The organism is Amycolatopsis sp. (assembly GCF_035546795.1).
GTDB lineage: Bacteria > Actinomycetota > Actinomycetes > Mycobacteriales > Pseudonocardiaceae > Amycolatopsis_E.
On record NZ_DASZWC010000002.1, the window covers coordinates 286,176 to 306,265 of the forward strand.

At 69.8% G+C, this 20,090-nt stretch carries 19 protein-coding genes; 9 read left to right on the forward strand and 10 right to left on the reverse strand.

Annotation, left to right across the window (positions count from 1 at the left end; all coding sequences use genetic code 11):
• Positions 1 to 4 precede the first annotated feature (4 nt).
• On the reverse strand, positions 5 to 844 hold the full coding sequence (locus VHD82_RS02995; RefSeq protein ID WP_325696701.1) for an MlaE family ABC transporter permease: 840 nt from the start codon (positions 842 to 844) through the stop codon (positions 5 to 7).
• A gap of 13 nt (positions 845 to 857) precedes the next feature.
• Positions 858 to 1,628, reverse strand: a complete 771-nt coding sequence (locus tag VHD82_RS03000) for an ABC transporter permease (RefSeq protein ID WP_325696703.1) — start codon at positions 1,626 to 1,628, stop codon at positions 858 to 860.
• A gap of 341 nt (positions 1,629 to 1,969) precedes the next feature.
• Between VHD82_RS03000 and VHD82_RS03005 the strand changes: the two genes are divergently transcribed.
• From VHD82_RS03005 to VHD82_RS03025, 5 genes are all read left to right on the forward strand, one after another.
• The gene (locus VHD82_RS03005; RefSeq protein ID WP_325696705.1) at positions 1,970 to 2,431 is read left to right on the forward strand and encodes a hypothetical protein; all 462 of its coding nucleotides are present in this window, start codon (positions 1,970 to 1,972) and stop codon (positions 2,429 to 2,431) included.
• A complete protein-coding gene (locus tag VHD82_RS03010) occupies positions 2,428 to 2,928 on the forward strand; it encodes a hypothetical protein (RefSeq protein WP_325696707.1) in 501 nt (166 codons plus the stop codon). Before VHD82_RS03005 ends, VHD82_RS03010 begins: the two co-directional genes overlap by 4 nt.
• Before the next feature lie 108 nt (positions 2,929 to 3,036).
• A complete protein-coding gene (locus VHD82_RS03015; protein ID WP_325696709.1) occupies positions 3,037 to 4,518 on the forward strand; it encodes an aldehyde dehydrogenase family protein in 1,482 nt (493 codons plus the stop codon).
• Between the two features lie 20 nt (positions 4,519 to 4,538).
• Complete coding sequence (locus VHD82_RS03020) at positions 4,539 to 5,750, forward strand: CoA transferase (protein ID WP_325696710.1); 1,212 nt, start codon at positions 4,539 to 4,541, stop codon at positions 5,748 to 5,750.
• Positions 5,751 to 5,772: 22 nt separating this feature from the next.
• A complete protein-coding gene (locus VHD82_RS03025; RefSeq protein WP_325696711.1) occupies positions 5,773 to 7,038 on the forward strand; it encodes a hypothetical protein in 1,266 nt (421 codons plus the stop codon).
• Between the two features lie 39 nt (positions 7,039 to 7,077).
• Here the strand turns inward: VHD82_RS03025 and VHD82_RS03030 are convergent, their stop codons facing one another.
• From VHD82_RS03030 to VHD82_RS03060, 7 genes are all read right to left on the reverse strand, one after another.
• The gene (locus VHD82_RS03030; RefSeq protein ID WP_325696713.1) at positions 7,078 to 7,878 is read right to left on the reverse strand and encodes a FadR/GntR family transcriptional regulator; all 801 of its coding nucleotides are present in this window, start codon (positions 7,876 to 7,878) and stop codon (positions 7,078 to 7,080) included.
• A gap of 132 nt (positions 7,879 to 8,010) precedes the next feature.
• Positions 8,011 to 8,232: a hypothetical protein gene (locus VHD82_RS03035; RefSeq protein ID WP_325696714.1), complete on the reverse strand. Its 222-nt coding sequence runs from the start codon at positions 8,230 to 8,232 to the stop codon at positions 8,011 to 8,013.
• Between the two features lie 7 nt (positions 8,233 to 8,239).
• Positions 8,240 to 9,421, reverse strand: coding sequence for an amidohydrolase family protein (locus VHD82_RS03040; RefSeq protein ID WP_325696716.1), 1,182 nt, complete (start codon positions 9,419 to 9,421; stop codon positions 8,240 to 8,242).
• Positions 9,422 to 9,478: 57 nt separating this feature from the next.
• Complete coding sequence (locus VHD82_RS03045) at positions 9,479 to 10,624, reverse strand: thiolase family protein (protein ID WP_325696893.1); 1,146 nt, start codon at positions 10,622 to 10,624, stop codon at positions 9,479 to 9,481.
• A 7-nt stretch (positions 10,625 to 10,631) separates the two neighbouring features.
• Complete coding sequence (locus tag VHD82_RS03050; RefSeq protein WP_325696718.1) at positions 10,632 to 11,057, reverse strand: Zn-ribbon domain-containing OB-fold protein; 426 nt, start codon at positions 11,055 to 11,057, stop codon at positions 10,632 to 10,634.
• Between the two features lie 66 nt (positions 11,058 to 11,123).
• Positions 11,124 to 12,581: a fatty acid--CoA ligase family protein gene (locus VHD82_RS03055; RefSeq protein WP_325696720.1), complete on the reverse strand. Its 1,458-nt coding sequence runs from the start codon at positions 12,579 to 12,581 to the stop codon at positions 11,124 to 11,126.
• Positions 12,581 to 13,048, reverse strand: coding sequence for a hypothetical protein (locus tag VHD82_RS03060; protein WP_325696722.1), 468 nt, complete (start codon positions 13,046 to 13,048; stop codon positions 12,581 to 12,583). The genes VHD82_RS03055 and VHD82_RS03060 overlap by 1 nt, the downstream gene beginning before the upstream one ends.
• Positions 13,049 to 13,142: 94 nt before the next feature.
• On the opposite strand from VHD82_RS03060, the gene VHD82_RS03065 reads away from it, so the two are divergent.
• The 4 genes from VHD82_RS03065 (at position 13,143) to VHD82_RS03080 (ending at position 18,610) form a co-directional block, all read left to right on the forward strand.
• Complete coding sequence (locus VHD82_RS03065; protein WP_325696724.1) at positions 13,143 to 14,312, forward strand: OB-fold domain-containing protein; 1,170 nt, start codon at positions 13,143 to 13,145, stop codon at positions 14,310 to 14,312.
• The gene (locus tag VHD82_RS03070; RefSeq protein ID WP_325696726.1) at positions 14,309 to 15,469 is read left to right on the forward strand and encodes a thiolase C-terminal domain-containing protein; all 1,161 of its coding nucleotides are present in this window, start codon (positions 14,309 to 14,311) and stop codon (positions 15,467 to 15,469) included. Before VHD82_RS03065 ends, VHD82_RS03070 begins: the two co-directional genes overlap by 4 nt.
• Complete coding sequence (locus tag VHD82_RS03075; RefSeq protein WP_325696728.1) at positions 15,462 to 16,634, forward strand: acyl-CoA dehydrogenase family protein; 1,173 nt, start codon at positions 15,462 to 15,464, stop codon at positions 16,632 to 16,634. Before VHD82_RS03070 ends, VHD82_RS03075 begins: the two co-directional genes overlap by 8 nt.
• Before the next feature lie 68 nt (positions 16,635 to 16,702).
• The gene (locus VHD82_RS03080) at positions 16,703 to 18,610 is read left to right on the forward strand and encodes an MFS transporter (RefSeq protein WP_325696730.1); all 1,908 of its coding nucleotides are present in this window, start codon (positions 16,703 to 16,705) and stop codon (positions 18,608 to 18,610) included.
• Positions 18,611 to 18,616: 6 nt separating this feature from the next.
• On the opposite strand, the gene VHD82_RS03085 is transcribed toward VHD82_RS03080, so the two are convergent.
• The gene (locus VHD82_RS03085) at positions 18,617 to 20,089 is read right to left on the reverse strand and encodes a class I adenylate-forming enzyme family protein (protein ID WP_325696732.1); all 1,473 of its coding nucleotides are present in this window, start codon (positions 20,087 to 20,089) and stop codon (positions 18,617 to 18,619) included.
• Position 20,090: the final 1 nt, after the last annotated feature.

Genomic DNA, 20,090 nt, shown 5'->3' on the forward strand with positions numbered 1-20,090 from the left:
GGCTTCACCGGGAAATGTGCAGCGTGTTGGAATTGCCGTACAGGACAAGGCTGACCGCGAAGGCCACGAACATCACCCCGATGAGGGAAAGCCGAACCGCCCGCCCGACCGCGGCGCCGACGCCTGCCGGGCCGCCGGCGGCGGTGAAGCCGTAGTAACAATGCACCGACATCACCACCACTGACATCGCGAGAACCTCCACAAAGGAGCTGAGAATGTCGGCTGGTACGAGGAAAGTCGCGAAATAGTGGTCGTAGCTGCCCGCGGACTGGCCGTAGAACAACACGACCGTCATCCGGGTCAGGCCGTAGGACATGAACAGGGCGATGGCGTACAGCGGAGTCACCGCGATGAACCCCGCCAGGATCCGGGAGGTCACCAGGAACGGGATCGACGGCACGGCCATCACTTCGAGCGCGTCGATCTCCTCGCTGATCCGCATGGCCCCCAGCTCGGCGGTGAACCCGGCGCCGACCGTGGCGACCATGGCCACCCCGGCGATGAGCGGAGCGGCGATGCGGGTGTTGACGTAGGCGGAGATGAATCCGCTGAGCGCCTCGACGCCGACGTTCGCCAGCTGGGAATACCCCTGCAGCGCCACTTCGACACCGGCGGCACCGGTCAGGAACGCCACCACGACCGCCGTCCCGCCGACCAGCGCCATGGCTCCCGTGCCAAGGGAGACCGATGCCAGCTGCCGCGCGATCTCCTTCTTGTACCGCGCGATCGCCCGGAACGACCAGACGTAAGCCTTGCCGTGAAAGGCGAGTTGCTCGCCGAGCTTCTCCAGCCCGGTCCCGGGCGCCGACAGGGCCCGGCGTGCCCGCTGCGCCACAGGGCTCATCGTTCTCCCTCTCCTATGCGGACAGGCCGAGTTGCAGGTACACCGCGCTGATCAGCACGTTGAACAGGAACAGCAGCACCACCGAAAGGATCACGGTCTGGTTGACCGCGTCCCCCACGCCCTTCGCGCCACCACCGGCGGTCAGCCCGCGGTAGCAGGCGACCAGGCCCGCCGACATCCCGAACAACGCCGCCTTGATCTCGCTGACCACGAAGTCGCTCAGCGAGGTGAGCAACGTCAGGTTCGCGACGAACTGGCCCGCGCTGGCGCCCTGCACCAGCACGGAAAGCACGTAGCCGGTCGCGATCGCGACCACCGAGACGACCGCGTTGAGCGCTACCGCGACCACGGTGGAAGCCAGCACGCGCGGCAGGACGAGGCGGTGCACCGGGTCGATGCCCAGCACCTGCATCGCGTCGATCTCTTCGCGGATCTTGCGGGAACCGAGATCCGCGCACACCGCGGTCGCCCCGGCGCCGGCGACGACCAGCACGCTCGCCATCGGGCCGATCTCCCGGATCACCGCGAGGCCGACGCCGGCACCGGCGATGTCGATCGCGCCGATCTGCGCGAGCAGCTGGTTGATCAGGAAGATGACCACCCCGAGGAACGGAATCGTCAGCATGATCGCCGGAACCAGCGACACCCCGGTGATGAACACCGTTTGCTGCAGGAACTCGCGTGTCTGAAATGGACGCTTGAACAAGGCCAGGCCGGTATCGAGGGTCATCGCGAGAAAACCGCCGATCGGCCGGAGCGCTCTCGTCGCGGGAGCGTCGGACATGGTCCTCCTTCTGGCCGCGGTGCCAGGCCGGATACAACGATGATCGGGTTCTCGCGAGTCGTCTGTCGCGTTCGGACAGGTCATTGATCCTGGTTGGGAGCGTACAATAATATAACTCTATGACCCGAGCAACACCACCGGCAGCCAAAGCCGCCCGCCGGCCGAGCCCGCACCCGCGCCCACCCGAAGAGCACGACGAAGACACTGCGGCGGAAGAAGAACACCCGCCTGACAACGCCGAACCGGACGACGAAGATCCATTGAGGACTGTCCACCCGGTTGATTCCGCGCCGGAGTCCCGAATCCGTTTCAGCTTCCGGCGGGGCCGCTGGTTCTGGTCGGTGGTCTCCCTCGGCGTGCTGACCGTCCTGCTGCTCGGCCTGACCGGATGGCTCTACTCGCAGGTCCATGCGGGTGACGCGACACGGACCGACCGCGACGACGTGACACTCGCCGCCCGGCAGAGCGTGCTGGACCTGATCGGCCTCAGCCACACCGACGCCGACGCGGGCTACACCCGGTTGCTGCAGAGCACCACCGGCGGGTTCCACGACCAGCTGACGCAGCAGGCCGCCTCGTTCAAGCAGGCGCTCACCCAGGGGCAGGTCGTCGCTTCCGGCCAGATCGCCGAAGCCGGCGTCGAGCGCCTCTCCGGCGACGACGCCACCGCACTCGTGGTGGCGTCCGCCAACATCAAGAACACTCAGGCACCGCAAGGAGAAAACCGGCAGTACCGGCTACAGCTCGGGCTGCACCGCGAAGGTGACCAGTGGCTGGTTTCGGACTTGGAGTTCGTCGGATGATCCGCGCACACCTCACCCGCGCCCGGGTGCTCGTCCTGACCGCGTTCGTCCTCGTGATCGCCGCGCTCGTCGCCGGCAGTGCCGTGCTGTTCGGTCAGACCCGGCAGGCCGAGGCCGACAGCGCTGCCCGCGACAGTGCGCAGGAGGCGGGCAAGACGCTGGTGCCGAAGGTGCTTTCCTACAACTACCAGACCCTTCAGGCCGACATCGCGAACGCCACCGGTGCCGCCACCGGGAACTTCAAGCAGAACCTGCAGGCGCTGATGACCCAGGTCGTGCAGCCCACGGCGACGAACGACAACGTGGTCACCAAGGCCTCCGTCACGCACACCGCCGTCGTCGACGGCCACGGCGGCGACGTCGTTCTCCTGGTCCTGCTCTCCCAGGAGAGCACCAGCAGGAACCAGCCGACCCCGGTGGTCAGCACGAGCTCGGCCCGGGTGCAGTTGCACCGCGACGGCGACCGGTGGCTCGTCGCCGATCTTCAGCCGCTCTGACACGCGAACAGTTCATTGCGTTAATTTATCTGCCTATATATAGTCGTCCCTGCGCTGCATCCGGGCGACCGGTGCGTGCTGTCGAGGACAAAGGAGTCTCTGCTGATCATGACCGCCTCCACCGCACCGCGGACCCACCAGGGCGAAGAACGCATGCTCGTCGACGGAGAGCTCACCGGGTCCGCTTCGGGCGCGCGCTACGACAACATCAACCCGGCCACCGAAGAGGTGCTGGGCCACACGGCCGCCGCCACCGCCGCGGACATGGACCGCGCGATCGCCGCCGCCCGCCGGGCCTTCGACGAGACCACGTGGTCGACCGATCACGCCTTCCGGGCCCGCTGCCTCGAACAACTCGACCAGGCGCTGCACGACGAGCAGGAAGCGCTGCGCGCGGAAATCGTCGCCGAGGCCGGGGCGCCCATCACGACCACCTACATCGCGCAGCTCGACTGGCCACTGGCCGACGCGCTGGCCTATCCCGCGGCCCTGATCAAGGACTACGAGTGGGAACGCCCGCTGCCCGACACCGAGCTGTTCGGTGCGGTCAACCACCGCCGGGTCGTCAAGGAGGCCACCGGCGTCGTCGCCGCCATCACGCCGTGGAACTTCCCGTTCGAGGTGGTCGTCAACAAGATCGCGCCCGCACTGGCCGCGGGCAACACCGTGGTCCTCAAGCCGGCCCCGGACACGCCGTGGACCGCGACCCGCATCGGCAGGCTCGTCGCCGAGCGCACCGACATCCCGGCCGGGGTGTTCAACGTCGTCACCACCCCCGACACCGCGGTGGCCGAACAGCTGCTCACCGACCCGCGGGTGGACCTGGTCTCCTTCACCGGTTCGACGGCGACCGGCCGTCGCATCGTGGAACTGTCCGCCGCCACGATGAAACGCACGGTACTGGAGCTGGGTGGCAAGTCGGCGATGATCGTGCTCGACGACGCCGACTTCGCTGCCACCGTCCCGCAATCGATGGCGGTGTGCATGCACGCCGGGCAGGGCTGCGCGCTGAACAGCCGGCTGCTGGTGCCCCGCGCCCGCTACGCCGAGGCGGTCGAGATCGCGACCGCCACGTTCGGCCAGGTCCCTTACGGCGACCCTACCGACCCGGCCAACTTCGCCGGCCCGCTGATCAACGCGCGCCAGCACGAGCGGGTTCTGGGCTACCTCGAAAAAGGCAGGCAGGAGGGCGCCAGGGTCACCGTCGGCGGCGGCCAGCCCGAACACCTGCCGAAGGGTTTCTACGTCCAGCCAACGGTTTTCGCCGACGTGGACAACGGCATGACCATCGCGCGGGAGGAGATCTTCGGCCCGGTCCTCGTCGTGATCCCCTTCGACGACGACGCCGGCGCGGTCCGCATCGCCAACGACAGTCCCTACGGCCTGGCAGGCAGCGTGTTCTCCGCCGACGACGAGCGAGCCGACCGGGTGGCCCGCCGGATCCGCGCGGGCAGCCTGATGGTCAACGGCGGCATGTTCTACGGGGCCGACGCGCCTTTCGGCGGTTACAAGCAAAGCGGCATCGGCAGGCAGAACGGCCGCGAAGGACTCGAGCAGTATCTGGAAACCAAGACCATCGGCTCACGCTGAGCCGGGGAGGAGACGTGGCGATGGAACCCATTCTCGAAGGTGTGAAGGTCGTCGAGCTCGCCGCGTGGACCTTCGTCCCCTCGGCGGGTGCGGTGCTCGCCGACTGGGGTGCCGACGTGATCAAGATCGAGCATCCGGAGACCGGCGACCCGCAGCGCGGGCTGATCAACTCCGGTGTGGTCGCGGGCAAGGAGGGCGTGAACCACTTCATCGAGCAGCCCAACCGCGGCAAGCGAAGCATCGGTGTGGACGTGTCGAAGCCCGAGGGGCTCGAGGTGGTCTACAAACTCGTCGAGCAGGCCGACGTGTTCGTCACCAACCTGCTTCCCGGCTCCCGCGAGCGCCTCGGCGTCGACCTCGAGAAGATCCGGGAACGCAACCCGAAGATCATCTATGCCCGCGGGCACGGCTACGGCACCAAGGGTGAGCAGGCCGACCGTGGTGGTTTCGACCTCGCCTCCTTCTGGGCGCGCGGCGGTATCGGCGACGCGCTCGCGGTCACCGAGGGCGCCTATCCCCCGGCGCAGCGCCCCGCGTTCGGCGACGTGTTCGGCGGTTTCGCGATCGCGGGCGGGATCGCGGCCGCGTTGTTCCGCCGGGAACGCACCGGCAAACCCTCGGTGGTCGACGTCTCCCTGCTGGCGGCCGCCATCTGGCAGCTGGGACCGGACGTGGTCGGGTCGAAGCTGATCGGCTCGCCGATCCCGAAGTACGACCTCGAAGAGATGCCGAACCCGGTCGCGAACCTGTATCGCACGCAGGACAACAGGTTCATCGCGCTCGTGCTGCTGCAGGCCGACCGGTTCTGGGGCGAGCTGTGCACCCGGATCGGCCGCGAGGACATGATCGCCGACGAGCGCTTCGCCGACGCCAGGAACCGGTTCGCGCACCGGCGTGAGTGCATCGCCGAGCTCCGCGGCACCTTCGAAAGCCAGCCGCTGAAGCACTGGCAGCACCAGCTCGAAGGTTTCGACGGGGTCTGGGACACCTTCCAGAACGCGCTGGAAGTGCACGACGACCCCCAGGTGCAGGCCAACGGATACCTCCCGGAGGTCACCGACGGCAACGGCAACACCTTCGCACTCGCGGCGAACCCCGTGCAGTTCGACGAAACCCCGGCCCAGCTGCGCCCGGCTCCGGGGCACGGCCAGCACACCGACGAGCTCCTGCTCGAACTCGGTTTCGACTGGGAGCAGATCATCGCGCTGAAAACCTCGTCGGCGGTGCTGTAGACCAACCTGGAGGGCAGGGCCGGTGAAGGCTCCGAGCGTCAAGACCAGGCTGACCGCCCTGGTGGCCGCAACGGTGCTGGCGGTAAGTGTGCCGGCTGCCTCCCCGGTCCAGGCTTCGGACGACTCGCCGGTGACCGGCGTGCACCTGAGCTGGTACCCGGGGGCGGAGACCGGTTACGGCGCACTCGCGCAGCACGGGGTCACCAGCGCCCCGGAACTGCTGGACGCACTCGCCCGGGACTTCGCCGACGGCCCGCGCCTCACCTCCTACGGCGGGACCACCACCGGTGCCCCCGACATGCAGGATTTCCTGGTGCTCTGGCTGCCCGTCTGGCTCGACGAGCTGATGTCCGGAACCGCGGCGGACACGCACGGTCTCGACCCGTCCCGGCCCGCCGACCTGAGCAAGATCCTCTGGCTCGCCCACGTCGCCGGCTACTACGGCGGGGTCTGGATGCGGAAGAACTTCCTCGATTCCGATGTGCCCCTGCACGCCGGGCTGCCGTTCGGCAACGCCGGAATCGACCAGTTCTACGGCAACTTCGTCGACAGGTTCCGCGCGGTCGCGGACAGCGGTGATCCGGGGCAGGTCCTCGCGGCCACCCGCGCCACGCTGCGCAGCGATCTGGTGATCGCACCGTCCGGGATCGACTCCGCCACGCTCGTCTCGCAGATCCTGCCTCCCACCGACAACCTCGCCGCGTTCGCGTACGACTCGACGTGGCTGGAGAACCTCCTGCCGCCCCACCTCGACGCCCCGGTCGGCGCGGTGCCCGGTGTGGACGACTTGTTCACCCGTGATCAGCGCCAACTCCTGGGTGCCCGCTACGGCATACCCGAGCAGGCCTACCTGACGCGGGCCCGCGCCGGCTACGACCGGGTGCTCTCCGCCACGGGTGAGGTCAAGGCGCGCTACGACCAGACGGTCGACGGCAAGTTCGGTGAGATGCCGCTGCAGCTGGCACAACAGCGGTTCAACCTCTACGGCGTCGTCGTGTACGGGATCGGTCTGCCCGCCGCGTCGAACTACCGCGGATTCAGCCAGGACGAGTACGACCGCGTGCTGACCTGGGCGGCGTACGCCGTGATGGGGAACCAGGCGAACTCGATGAACGGGTTGTCCGCTTACGCCGGCCAAGATGTGCCGGCCGCGCGCAACCAGCTACGTGCGACATTGGTCTGGGCTGCCTACGTCGGCGCCTACGGCTGGGGACATCTCAATCCCGCGGTGACCGCTGCTCAGCCCATGTCCACGCTGTTGCCGGTGTTCACGCGGGACGGCACATAGCGCGGGTGCCCGCTTCGTGTTCGCCTGGAAGGGAAAAGTTCACCCCAGGAGATCGAGGACCGTGGAACCCGCGTCGTCGCCGAGCAGATAGCCTTCCGCCTCGTCGAGATGACGCCGCCACAGCGCCTCGGCCCCGTCGGCATCCCGCGCGCGGATCAGCTCCACGAGCTTGCGGTGGGTCTTGGACGTGCTGCGCCGGGCCCGGTCGGCCACCGGGCCGGCCTCGGGCTGCAACGAAGTGTTCGCCACTTCGATGATGTGGTGCAGCATCTCGGACAGCAGCGCGAGCGTCTCGTTGCCCGCCAGGCGCACGACCAGCAGGTGGAAGTCACCGTGCAGCCGCACGGCCTCCAGCGAGTCACCGACCGGGACGGCCTCATGCCGTTCCAGCGCCGACGTCAGCACTTCGAGGTCTTCCTTCGTGCGCCGCCGCGCCAGCTGGGCCACACTGGGCAACTCGAGCGCGACCCGCGCCTCGTACACGTCGCGCAGCGTGGCGCCCTGGTACTCCAGGATGAATCCCGCGTAGCGGGCGGCGACCTCGCGCCGGGGCGGCTGCACGCGGGCGCCGCCGTGCGCGCCGCGACGGATCGCAATGAGACTTTCCGACTCCAGCACCCGGAACGCCTCGCGCAGTGTCGGCCGGGAGATACCGAACTGTTCCATCAGCTCGGATTCCGAGGGCAGGGCGTCGCCCTCCGCGAGCTCGCCCCGGATGATCTGGCGGCGCAGCTCGGTCGCGACCAGTTCCGCCATCTTCGGGACCCGGACCGGCTGGACCACGGTTTCGGACGGCGGACGGGACACCTCCTGTGCCCTCCCCGCGGCTCTGGGTGTCACCGGTCCTCCCCGTTCACTCACTCAACCAGATCATGCACTGTATTCGCTGTTGTACTGGAGCGAACCCCGGACCGCCGGTCAGCGTGGGCCTCGTCACCAGGGCCCGCGCCGGCCGGCGGTCCGGCCTGCCGGTCAGTTCCGGAAGCTCGCCCGTGCCGCCCTCATCGCGTCGAGACGCCGGGTCAGCAACTCGGCCTCGTCCTGTTCGAGCGGGCCGATACCGGCCGCGCGCAGCCGCTCCAGCTCACCCGTGACCGCGATGATCTCGTCGTCGAGGCGCTCTCCCGCCTCGTCCTTGGTCAGCAGATCCTGGTCGGTCCAGTCGTCCGCCGGGATCCGGTCGCCGGCTGCCATGGCGCGCTCAGCCCGCCACGCCGGCCGGGGCCGGCTTCGGCGCCGGCAGGTTGTAGAACCGGCGGGCGTTGAGCTCGACCATCTTGTGCACCTCTTCGTCGGGCACATTGGCGAACGCTTCGGCGGCACGCTTGCGGCTGGCGGGCCAGAACGAGTCCGAGTGCGGGTAGTCGCACTCCCAGGTGATCTGGTCCACGCCGATGACGTGCCGGTTCTCGACCCCGAAGTCGTCCTCGATGAAGCAGCCGTGGAAATGCTTCTTGAACAGCTCCAGCGGCTCGACGTCCTGGTTGATGTTCTGGTAGAAGCGGTGCTTGCGCCACACGTAACCGGCACGCTCGACGATGTAGGGCATCCAGCCGACCCCGCCCTCGGACAACCCGATCTTGAGCTTCGGGTGCTTGTGCAGCGCCGGCGAGAAAAGCCACTCGGAGGTGGCGTGCATGCTGTTGAGGCCCATCAGGTTGATCATCACCGCGAACGGGGCGTCCTGCGCGATGTTCGGGACCGAGGTCGCCCCACCGCTGCCGAAGTGCTGGCACAGCGGCATTCCGGTCTCCTCGGCGGCCGAGAGCACCGGGTCCCAGAAGTCGGCGTGCACCGAGGGCAGGCCCAGCGCGTGCGGCAGGTCCGGGAACGAGATGCCCTTGGCACCCTTGGCCGCCACGCGGTGGATCTCCTTCACCGACTCCTGGGCGTCCCACAGCGGCAGGATGACGATCGGGATCAGCCGGCCGGGGGCCGCGGCACACCACTCGTCGAGCACGAAGTCGTTGTAGGCCTGGACACACGCGAGCGCGAGATCCTTGTCCTCGGCCTCCAGGAACACCGTCCCGCAGAACCGCGGGAACGACGGGAAGCACATCATGGCCTCGACGCCGTCGATGTCCATGTCGGCCACCCTGGCCTTCGGGTCGTAGCACCCGGGGATCATGTCGTCGTAGCGGACCGGTTCCAGCCCGTACTCCTCGGGTTTCTTGCCCGCCACCGCGTTCAGCCCGATGTACGGGTAGATCCGGTCCTCGTAGACCCACACCTGGGCATCCGGGAGGCCCTCGCCGAGGGGCTGCTCGACGATCCGGGGGCCCACGTCCCGGTACTTGGCAGGCAACCGGTCCTGCCACACCCGCGGGTGCTCGATCAGGTGGTCGTCTACCGAAATGAGTTTCATCCAGGGCTGCAGCGGCATCGCTGACTCCTCACCACCAGGGTTTTCCGGTTTTCTTCCGTTGTTGTCGTGCCGAACTCACGTGGACAAGATCGCGACCGCGGCGGTACCGGGCGCACCGTAGAGATGCGCGTAGCCCACCTTCGGGCCGCCGGGCACCTGCCGGTCCCCGGCGCGGCCGCGCAGCTGCGTGACGATCTCGTAGACCTGGCGCAGGCCCGAGGCGCCGACCGGCTCGCCGTTGGCGATCAGCCCGCCATCGGTGTTGATCGGCAGCTTGCCCCCGATCTCCGTCTGTCCCTCCGCCAGCAGCGATTCCTGCTCGCCGTCCTTGCAGAACCCGTTCTCCGCCATGTGGATCACCTCGGACGCGGCATCGGTGTCCTGCAGCTGGGCGAGGTCGACGTCCTCCGGGCCGATGCCCGCCTCCTCGTAGGCGGCGCGGGACGCGTCGACCGTGGGGCTGGGTGCGCTCTCCAGCGGGATCGACGGAGTCAGCAGCTCGAAAGCGCCGAGACGCCGGCTGCGCAGCTGGCTCGCCTTCAGGTAGACCGGCTTGTCGGTGTACTTGTGCGCCTGGTCGGCCCGGCACACCAGCACGGCCGCGGCGCCTTCGTTGGGCGCGCAGTACATGTACTGCGTGAGCGGGTGGTTCAGCACCGGCGAGTTCAGGATCTCCTCCTCGGAGATCGGCTTGCGCCGCCAGGCCTTCGGGTTCGCCGCGCCGTTGCGGAAGTTCTTCGCCGCCACCTTGGCCAGCGTGGCTGTGCTCAGCCCGTGGTCGTGCAGGTAACGGGTGGCCTTCATGCCGAAGAAATGCGTGGTCAGGAACAACCCAGCGGCACCGTACCAGCCGGGCAGGCCCGACACCGACGGGTCCGCCGCGAAGGCGCCGCGGGGGTGCTTGTCCAGCCCGATCGCGATCGCGAGGTCGTGCTCACCACTTTCGACGGCCTTGGCCGCCATCGTCAGGGAGGTGTTTCCCGTGGCGCAGCCGTTCAGCACGGCGCGGGCCGGGATGCCGGTGAGCCCGAGCAGGCCGACCACGGCCTCGGGGTTGGTGACCTCCATGCTGCCGGCGTACGCGCATTGCACGTCCTGCCACCGGGCACCGGCGTCGGCCAGCGCGTCACGTACCGCGTCCGCCCCCATCTCCAGCGCGGACTTTCCTTCGTAGCGGCCGAACGGGTGCAACCCGACGCCGACAATCGCAACGTCCACCAGGACTCCTCTACACCGGCTGGAAAGCGAACATGACGGTCTCGTCGCCCTCGGGCGTGGAGCCGAACGGGAGGACGGTCAGTTCCATCTCCTGCCCGATCTCGAGCTTGTCCGCGTCGGGCTCGGTCAGCCGGGCCTCCACCCGGCAGGCGCCCGGCAGCTCCACGTATCCCACGCTGAACGGGACGAACGTCTCCGGGGTGTCGGCACCGGCGTAAGGCGGTGCCGGGGGCCGGAACCGTTGCGTGGTGAACGTCCACAGCCTGCCACGACGGGGCAGCTCGACCTGCGCCACTTCGGCTTCGCCACAGGCGAGACAGTGCTCGCGGTACGGGAACGCGACGTGGCCGCAATCTCCGCAGCGGCCTCCCAGCAGTGCCGGTTCCGCTGCCGGCCAGGTGAACAGCCCTGGCGCCAAGGGAATCCGCTTCGCCATCGAAGCTCCTACTCTTCCGGCTGGGCAACTGAGAACACCGTACTGCTAAGTAGCACAAATATCTATCTAAATAATCTGCTTGAGGTCCTGCGGCGGGGTCAGGTGCCAGGCCGCCAGCTGCCGGCGAAGCAGTTTCCCGGCCCCAGTGTGCGGCAGGGCAGGCACCTCGTACCAGAACGCCGGCACCTTGAACCCGGCAAGGCGGGCACGGGCGAACGCGTGCAGCTCCTCGGCCGTGGGCGGCTTGCCCGCCGGAACGACGAAAGCGGCGATCGTCTGCCCGAGCCGCTGGTCCGGCACCCCCACCACCCCGGCGGACGCGACCGCCGGATGCGCCTGCAGCGTCTGCTCGACCTCCAGGGGATAGACGTTTTCGCCGCCGCGCACGATCCGGTCATGGGTCCGCCCGGCCAGATACACGTAGCCCTCGTCGTCCAGGCGGCCGAGGTCGCCGGTACGCAGCCAGCCGTCCGCGCCGGGCAGGCTCAGGTGCCCGGCGCGGGCCAGCAACTCACCGGCCCCGGTCTCGTCCGGGTTCTCGACGCGCAAGTCCAGCCCGGGCACCGGGCGCCCGACCGAACGCAACAGCTCCGTGCGCCCGCGCAGCGCACGCAGGTGGTCCTCCGGGGTCAGGCAGGTGAGCGGACTGCCTTCGGTCTGCCCGAACAGGTTCACCATCCGCACGCCCGGCAGGACCTCGAGCACCCTGCGCAGCGTGCCGGGGTCGATCGGCGAGGCACCGTAGACGAGCGTGCGCAGCGGCACCGCGTCCAGCGCATCGGCCGCGAGCAGCATCTCGATCATGCTGGGCACCAGCAGCGCATGGGTCACGCCGAGCGCCTTCAGCTCGCGCCACCAGCCGACGCTGAACGAGGGGGCCGCCACGATGGTCGCCCCGGCCGACAGTGCGACCAGCGCGTTGCCCAGCCCGCCGATGTGGTGCACCGGGGATCCGGTGGCGTAGACCGTGCCGGGCTCGCCGAACCCGACGAGCCCGGACAGCAGCTCACTGCGCCGCGCCAGTACCCGCTGCGTCAGCGGCACGCGTTTGGGCGCGCCCGTGGTACCGCCGGTGTGCAGGTAGACCGCGACCGAATCCGGCCAGGGAACCGAAAGGGGGTCCCGCCCGTCCCCGGCGAGCGCCGGAACGGGAACGGGCCGGGCGCCGCTCGCGCGGCCGAGTTCTCCGGCGGTCTCCGCGAACGCGGGCTCGTGCAGGACCAGGTGCCCACCGAGATCGCGCACGGGTCCCGTCAGTTCGTGCACGGTCAGTTTCGGCCCGAGCGGGGCCAACGGATGCCCGGTCGCCGCACCGGCCAGCAACAGCGCGAACGTGCCCGCGTTCGTGGTCACCAAGGCGGGTAGTGGCGCACCGGAGGGCAGGCCGAGCGCTTCGATCCACCGGGCGGTCGCCGCCGCGGCGTCGAGCAACTGCGCACCGGTGACCGTCCGCTCCCCGGCGATCACCGCGGGCCGGTCCGATCCCTCGTGAGCCGCGACGACCGCGGCGGACCAGTTCTCCATCACCGCGGGTCGAACCGCTGGGCCCCGTCCAGGCGGATGGTCTCGCCGGTGAGATACGGGTTCTCCAGAATGTGCTCGACCAGTCCCGCGTACTCCGCCGGCTTGCCGGGGCGCCTGGGGTTGGGGATCTTCGCCAGCACCTCCTCGCCGACGCGCTCCATGATCGGCGTCCGCATCGTGCCGGGCGCGACCGAGGTCAGCACGACCGCGCCCCGCCGGCCGTCGCCATCCGGTCCGGGTCCGCGCGATGGCCGCCGCGGCGATCCGCAGGACGTTGTACGTTCGAGGGAGGCCGGGTTGCCGTCGCGCTGCGCGACCTTTTCCGCGACGCCGAACCCGCCGTGCGCGACCACGGCGTACCGGAACGTGCCGAGCTTTCCGGCCTCGGCCACCGCGTTCGAGACACTGGCCTCGCCGAGCCCGCCGGCACCACCTGTCACGAGAACGACGCCGTCCGCGAGAGCCACAGTTCCTCCAGGAGTCGAGAACGATCTTATCCTGACCGGCATTCTAGAAACAGTTAGCTAAATATGCTATTTTTTGGCCGAGGACGGAGGTCAGATGACACAGGTTTCTTCGGTAGGCACGTACCTTCCGTGCTGGGGAAGCGCACTGCGGCGGCAGGCCGACGACGACGAGGACGTGCTCACCCTCGCCGTGGAAGCGGGACGGGCGGCACTGGGCGAGACCGGTGGCGCGGAGCGCGTGATCCTGGTCAGCCGCCAGCTGCCGCTGCTGGAAGGCGGTAACAGCGCGGTCCTGCTCGCCGGGCTCGGGCTCGACCCGGAAATCGAGGTCAGCGAACGGCTCGGGGGCGCGCCAGCCGCGTTGGACGCGCTCAGCTCGGCGCGGCCCCGCACGCTGGTGATCGGCGCGGATCTCGAACCCGCCGGAGCCGCCGCCGTCCTCACCGGCGACGAGGGTCTGTCCGTACGGGCGACGGCCCGCCTCACCCGCAGCCTCCCGGTCCGCACCCGCGACGCGGCCGGCACCGTGCACGACTACGGCGACCCCCGGCTGCTGCGCGAGCGCGGCCTGCTCGCGTCCGTCGCCGCGACCGACGCCGGCAAACCCGTCGCGGTGGCCGGAGCCGACTTCAAACAGGCGAAATCCCTCTGCGCGGGGACACCGCCGGAGCTGCCGACGACCGGGGCGAGTGCGCCGTTCTTCGCGCTGGCGAGCCTGGCGCAGGAGGGCACGACCGGCACGCTGCTCGCGGTCGAACAGGCGAGCCTCACCGGTGTCGCCGTCGAAGCGGGCCCCGTGCGAATCGACCGCCGGGAATCCGCGGCCCGACCGCTGCCCAGGCGAAAGCACACTCCGGGCGCGGACATCCCGATCTCACTGGCCGCCTACGACCGCGCCTTCGAACCCAAGCTGCGCTGGGAAGCCGGCCGCCACCCCGGCAGCGACGAGCTCGATTTCCCGCCCCGGTACCGCGTCGGGCAGGACGGCTCGGTAAGCACGGACTACACGCTCGTGCCGCTGCCGCGCACCGGGACCGTCTACACGGGAGTCACCGTGCACGTGCCGGTGCCCGGCCTGAAAACCCCGTACTCGCTGGTGATCGTCGAGCTGGACGACGTGGGCGTACGGGCACTGGTGAAAGTGACCGGCACCGAGCCCGGCACCGTCGACATCGGCGACCGCGGCCGGCTGGTGCTGCGCCGGGTCGCCATCCGGTCCGGCGTGCCGGACTACGGGTATGCCTTCGAACCGGAGGAAGCATGAGGAAGGTCGCTGTCGTCGGCGCGGGAATGACGCCCTTCGCCGAGCATTTCGCGCTGGGTATCAAGGATCTGCTGCCGATGGCGTTCGCCGAATGCGCCGCCAGCGTCGACAAGGGGCTGGACCGCGGCGACATCCAGGCCGCCTGGTTCGGCGAGCTGAGCACCACCGACGGGTTCCCGTCCGGCATCCTCGCCGACACCCTCGGCCTGACCGACATTCCGGTTACCCGGGTCGAGAACGCCTGCGCGACAGGCAATGACGCGGTCCGCAACGCCCTGTTCGGCATCGCCTCCGGCGCCTTCGACATCGCACTCGTCGTCGGCGCGGACAAGGTGCGCGAGTCGGCGTCCAAGGACACGTTCTGGGAGTGGGCCGGGATGACCCGCGACATGGCCTGGGACTACCCGCTCGGCCTCGTCGCGCCCGCCAACTTCGCCCTGCACGTCGCGCGCTACCTGCACGAGTCGCCCGCGACGAAGGAACACATGGCGATGGTGGCCGTGAAGAACCACCACCACGCCGTCACCAACCCCAAGGCCCAGCTGCGGTTCGACATCACCGTGCAGCAGGCCCTCGACGCGCCGACCGTGGTGGCCCCGTTCGGCCTCTACGACTGCACGCCACAGAGCGACGGCGCCGCCGCGCTCCTGCTGGTGTCCGAGGACGTCGTGGACCGCTACACCGACCGTCCGGTGTGGATCCGGGGCGTCGGGCTCGGCCTGGACCGGGTGATGCACCAGCACAAGCGGGACATGACCACCTTCCCGGCGACCGTCAAGGCGGCGAAGCAGGCACTCGGCATGGCAGGCCTGACACCGTCCGATGTGGACGTCGCCGAGGTGCACGACTGCTTCACCGGGGTCGAGCTGATCAGCTACGAGGACCTCGGGTTCGCCGAGCGGTTCGGCGCGCACAAACTCGTCGAGGCCGGGGTGACGAGCGTAGGCGGTGCCCTGCCGGTGAACCCGAGCGGAGGGCTCAAGGCGAAGGGGCATCCGCCGGGCGCCACCGGTGTCGCGCAGTGCGTCGAGATTTTCGAGCAGCTGCGCGGCGAAGCGTCCAACCAGGTCGACGGCGCACGCATCGGCCTGGCCCACAACATCGGCGGACCGACCGCGGTCTCGGCCGTCACCGTGCTGGAGGGTCCTGGTGCCTGACATCCCGTTCCTGAGCGACTGCACGCCGCTCACCGACCAGCAGCGGGACCTGCAGCGGATGGTGCGCGAGTTCGCGGCCGACCGGGTCGCGCCGTTGGTCGCCGAGGCCAACGCGAACGAGAAGTTCCCCCGTGAGGTGCTGCTCGAGATGGGCAAGCTCGGGCTGCTCGGCGGCCTGGTGCCCGAGGAGCACGGTGGCCTTGGTCTGGACCACCTCACCTACTCGATCGTGATCGAGGAGATGGCGCGGGTGGACCACATCGCCGCCGTCTACATGAGCATGCCCTCCAGCCTCGTCGGCGCGGGACTGCGGAAGTACGGCACCGAGGAACAGAAACAGCGCTGGCTGCGCCCGCTGGCCCAGGGTGAGCTGTTCGGCGCGGGCGGGGTGACCGAGCCGCGGTCGGGCAGCGATGTCGCGGGGATCACCACGACCTATCGCGTCGACGGGGATTCGTTCGTGATCAACGGGTCGAAGGCGTGGATCTCCAACCTCGACAACGCCGACTTCGTCGTCACCTTCGCGACGAAGGACAAAGCGCTGGGGCGCAAGGGAATCAGCGCGTTCATCATCCCGGTCGACACCCCCGGTGTCACGCTGAAACCGTACCGGGACAAGCTCGGCTTCCGCTCGATCTCGACGGGGGACGTGTTCCTGGAGGACGTGCGGCTGCCGGCGGGCCAGCTGCTCGGCGAGGAAGGCCAGGGCTTTTACGTCGCCATGGCCGCGGTGGAGAGCGGGCGGCTCGCGGTCGCCTCCCGCGCGGTGGGCCAGGCCCACTCCGCGCTCGAAGACACCCTGTCCTACTCGCAGGAGCGGGTGGTGTTCGGGCAGGCCATCGCCGAGTTCCAGCTCACCAAGGCGAAGATCGCTGACATGGCGACCGGCGTGGTCACGGCACGACTGCTCACCCACGCCGCCGCGCGGCTGATGGACGGTGGCGACCGCGCTCGCGTGCAACTGTCGATGGCCAAGCAGTACGCCAGCGACGTGATGCAGCGGGTCGCCACCGAGGCGGTCCAGGTGCACGGGGCCTACGGCACCTCCCCGGAGTATCGTGTGTCCCGGATCTACCGCGACGCCAAGGTTTTCCAGCTCGTCGAGGGTGCCAACGAGATCCATCGGCTGCTCGTCGCCGATTACCTGCTGGGAAACCGGAAGTAGCGTCGGCGCGGACGGTACTTTCCGAGGACAGCAGTCCGTACACGAACTCCCGGGGAGACCGTCCGCGCATGTCCCAGTCAGTCAGACCTGGCCCGTCCCCAGCGCGCCTGACCGCGGTCCTCGCCTTCGCCGGTGTCGTCGTCGCGGTGATGCAGACCCTGATGGTGCCGTTGCTGTCCGAGCTGCCCGAGCTGTTGCACACGTCCAGCTCCAACACGGCCTGGGTGATCACGGTGACCCTGCTGACCGGCGCCGTCGCCACGCCGGTGCTGGGCAGGCTCGGTGACATGCACGGCAAGCGCCGGATGCTGGTGCTCGCACTCGGCCTGCAGGTCGCCGGCTGCCTGGTGTGCGGGTTCACCTCCGCGCTGGTGCCGATGATGATCGGCCGCGGCCTGCAGGGGTTCGCGATCGGCGCGATCCCGCTGGGGATCAGCATCATGCGGGACGAGCTGCCCGCCGAACGGCTCGGCTCGGCGGTCGGGCTGATGAGCTCGTCGCTGGGCATCGGCGGCGCGCTCGCACTGCCCGCGGCCGCGCTGGTGGCCGAGCACCTGGACTGGCACAGCCTGTTCTTCGGCGCGGCCGCGCTCGGTCTCATCAGCCTCGCGCTGGTTCTGCTCGTGGTGCCCGAGTCTTCGGTGCGCACGCCCGGCCGCTTCGACCTCCGCGGCGCGATCGGCCTGTCGGCGGGGCTCGTCAGCCTGCTGGTCGGGATCTCCAAGGGCAGCGACTGGGGCTGGGGCTCCGGGCGCACCCTCGGGTTCTTCGGCGCCGCGGTGGTCATCTTCCTGGCGTGGGGGTTCATGGAGCTGCGCACGGCCGAGCCACTGGTCGACCTGCGCACCACCGCGCGAAGGCAGGTCCTGCTCACCAACCTGGCGTCGATCATGGTCGGGTTCGCGCTCTACGCGACCCAGCTGGTACCGCCGCAGCTGCTGCAGCTGCCCACGGCCACCGGGTACGGGCTGGGCCAGTCGATGATCATCGCGGGGTTGTGCGTCGCCCCGTCGGGGTTGCTGATGATGGCGGTCTCCCCCTTCGGCGCCCGGCTGACCCGCGCGCGCGGGCCGAAGATCTCGTTGCTGTGCGGGATTCTGGTGCTCGCCGTGTCGTATGCGGCGGGGCTCGCGCTGCTGCACGAGGCGTGGCAGCTCGCGGTGTTCTCCGCCATGGCCGGTGTCGGGGTCGGGCTGGCCTACGCCGCGATGCCCGCGTTGATCATCGATGCCGTCCCCACGTCGGAGACCGCGGCCGCCAACGGCCTGAACACGCTGATGCGCTCGATCGGCACCTCGTCGTCGAGCGCCGTGGTCGGCATGGTGCTGGCCCACCTGACGACGGACTTCCACGGGACCCCGGTGCCGGCACTGGCCGGGTTCCGGACCGCGTTCCTCATCGGCTGCGGCGCCTGCGTCGTCGCGCTCCTGGTCGCCTCCTTCATCCCCGGCCGCCGCTCCGCGGTGGCGCCGGGGGCCTTGCGGGGGACGGTGCGAACTTCGCGGGGCGGGCTCGCGGGGGCGCTGGTGATCGCCACCGACGAGCCGGGCGACGTCGTCGGCAGCGTCACCACCGATGCGGACGGCACGTTCCATCTCAGCGATCTGCCGTCGGGGCGCTACGTGCTCGCTGTCGCCGCGCCCGGGTACCGGGCGGCCGCCGCGACGGCCGAGGTCGGCGACGGAGCCGGCGACGGCCCGGACTTCGAACTGTCGCCGCATATCGCGGTGCGGGGCACGGTCCGCACGGACGACGGCTCACCCCTGCCCGACGCGCGGGTCAGGCTGCTGGGGCCCGAAGGGGCCGTCGTGGCGGTCGAAACGACCGGCGCGCACGGCGACTACCGCTTCGACGGCCTTCCGGGCGGCCGCTACACCATGATCGTGAGCGGCTACGCGGTCGTGTGCACCACGGTGTCCCTGTCCGGCCGCGGCCGCGACGATTTCGACCTGGTCCTGAGCCACCCCGAGCACTGACCGGGATCACCAGAGCGCGGCGCCCCAGTCGGTCTCGTCCCGGAGCCGGGGTTTGACCACCTTGCCACCAGCGTTGCGCGGCAACGGCTCGGACCGCAGGACGAGGTATTGCGGCACCTTGAAATCGGCGATCCGCGCTCGCGCGAACCGCACCAGCTCCGCCGCCGTCGCTTCCCCGCGCAGCACCACCGCGGCGGCGACTTTCTTGCCCAGCGCGGGATCCGGCACCCCGACGACGGCGACCTCGGCGACGGCCGGATGCGCGGCGAGCGCGTTCTCCACTTCCGTGCAGTAGACGTTCTCCCCGCCGCGGTTCACGACGTCGGTCCGCCGGTCCAGCAGCCGGATGGCACCGTCGCCGGTGATCCGCGCGATGTCGCCGGTGTGCAGCCAGCCGCCCTCCAGCGCTCGCGCGGTGGCCTCCGGGCGGCCCCAGTAGCCACTCATCAGCTGGGGGCCGCGCACCAGCAGCTCACCGGCGCCGTTCACCTTGAATTCGGTGGCGGGCATGGCGAAGCCGACCGTGTCGGCGTGCGTCAGGGTGTACTCGTGGGGCAGCCCGCTGACGACCCCGCACGTCTCCGTGAGCCCGTAGCCAGGGCAGAGTTTCGCGTGCGGGAACGCATCCCGGAGGCGCGACACCTGATCCGGCGGGGTCGGGGCGGCGCCGTAGCCGACCCTGCGCACCCCGCTGACATCGGTCCGGGCGAACTCGGGCCGCTGCAGTGCCAGCCAGTACATCGCGGGCACCGCGGTCAGCACGGTGATCCGCTCCGCGGCGATGGCCCGCAACCACTCCCCCGCATCGAAAACCCGTTGCAGCACCGTTGTCCCGGCCGCGAGACACGTGGGCAGCCACTGCACGAGGCTGCCCATGACGTGGAACAGCGGCGCGGGAACGAGGTTGCGCACGTCGCCGTAGGGCAGTTCCAGCGCACGGCGGGCGGCCTCGGCGGCGGACATGATCGCGCGGTGCGACAGCATCGCGCCCTTCGGCGCCCCCGTGGTACCGCTCGTGTAGAACAGCGCGGCCAGGTCGTCCGGTCCGGCATCCAGCACGAGCGGCGGGCCATCGGGCAGGGCAGCGCCGGGTCCGACCGTGAAAGCCGCACCGCAGTCGTTCACCACGTACTCGGCTTCGGCCTCGGTGAACCGCGTGTTGACCGGCACGGCAACCGCCCCGGCCAGTGACGCGCCGAGGAAGGCCAGGCACCAGCCGACCTCGTTGCCGAGCCGGATCGCGACCCGGTCTCCAGGCCGCACGCCGTGGCCGGCGAAGCCACCCGCGACCCGGGTGGCGCGCTCGAACAGCTCCCGGTAGGTCACCCGGGAGCCGTCCGGGCCGACCACCGCCTCGGCGTCCGGTTCCTTCGCGGCCAGCCCGGCGAACAAGGCGGGCAGCGACGGCGGAAGGTCCGCGAACCGCGGTCCCGGCACCACGCCGGACTCGTCGTAGGGCCGGATCCAGGCGGTGCTCACC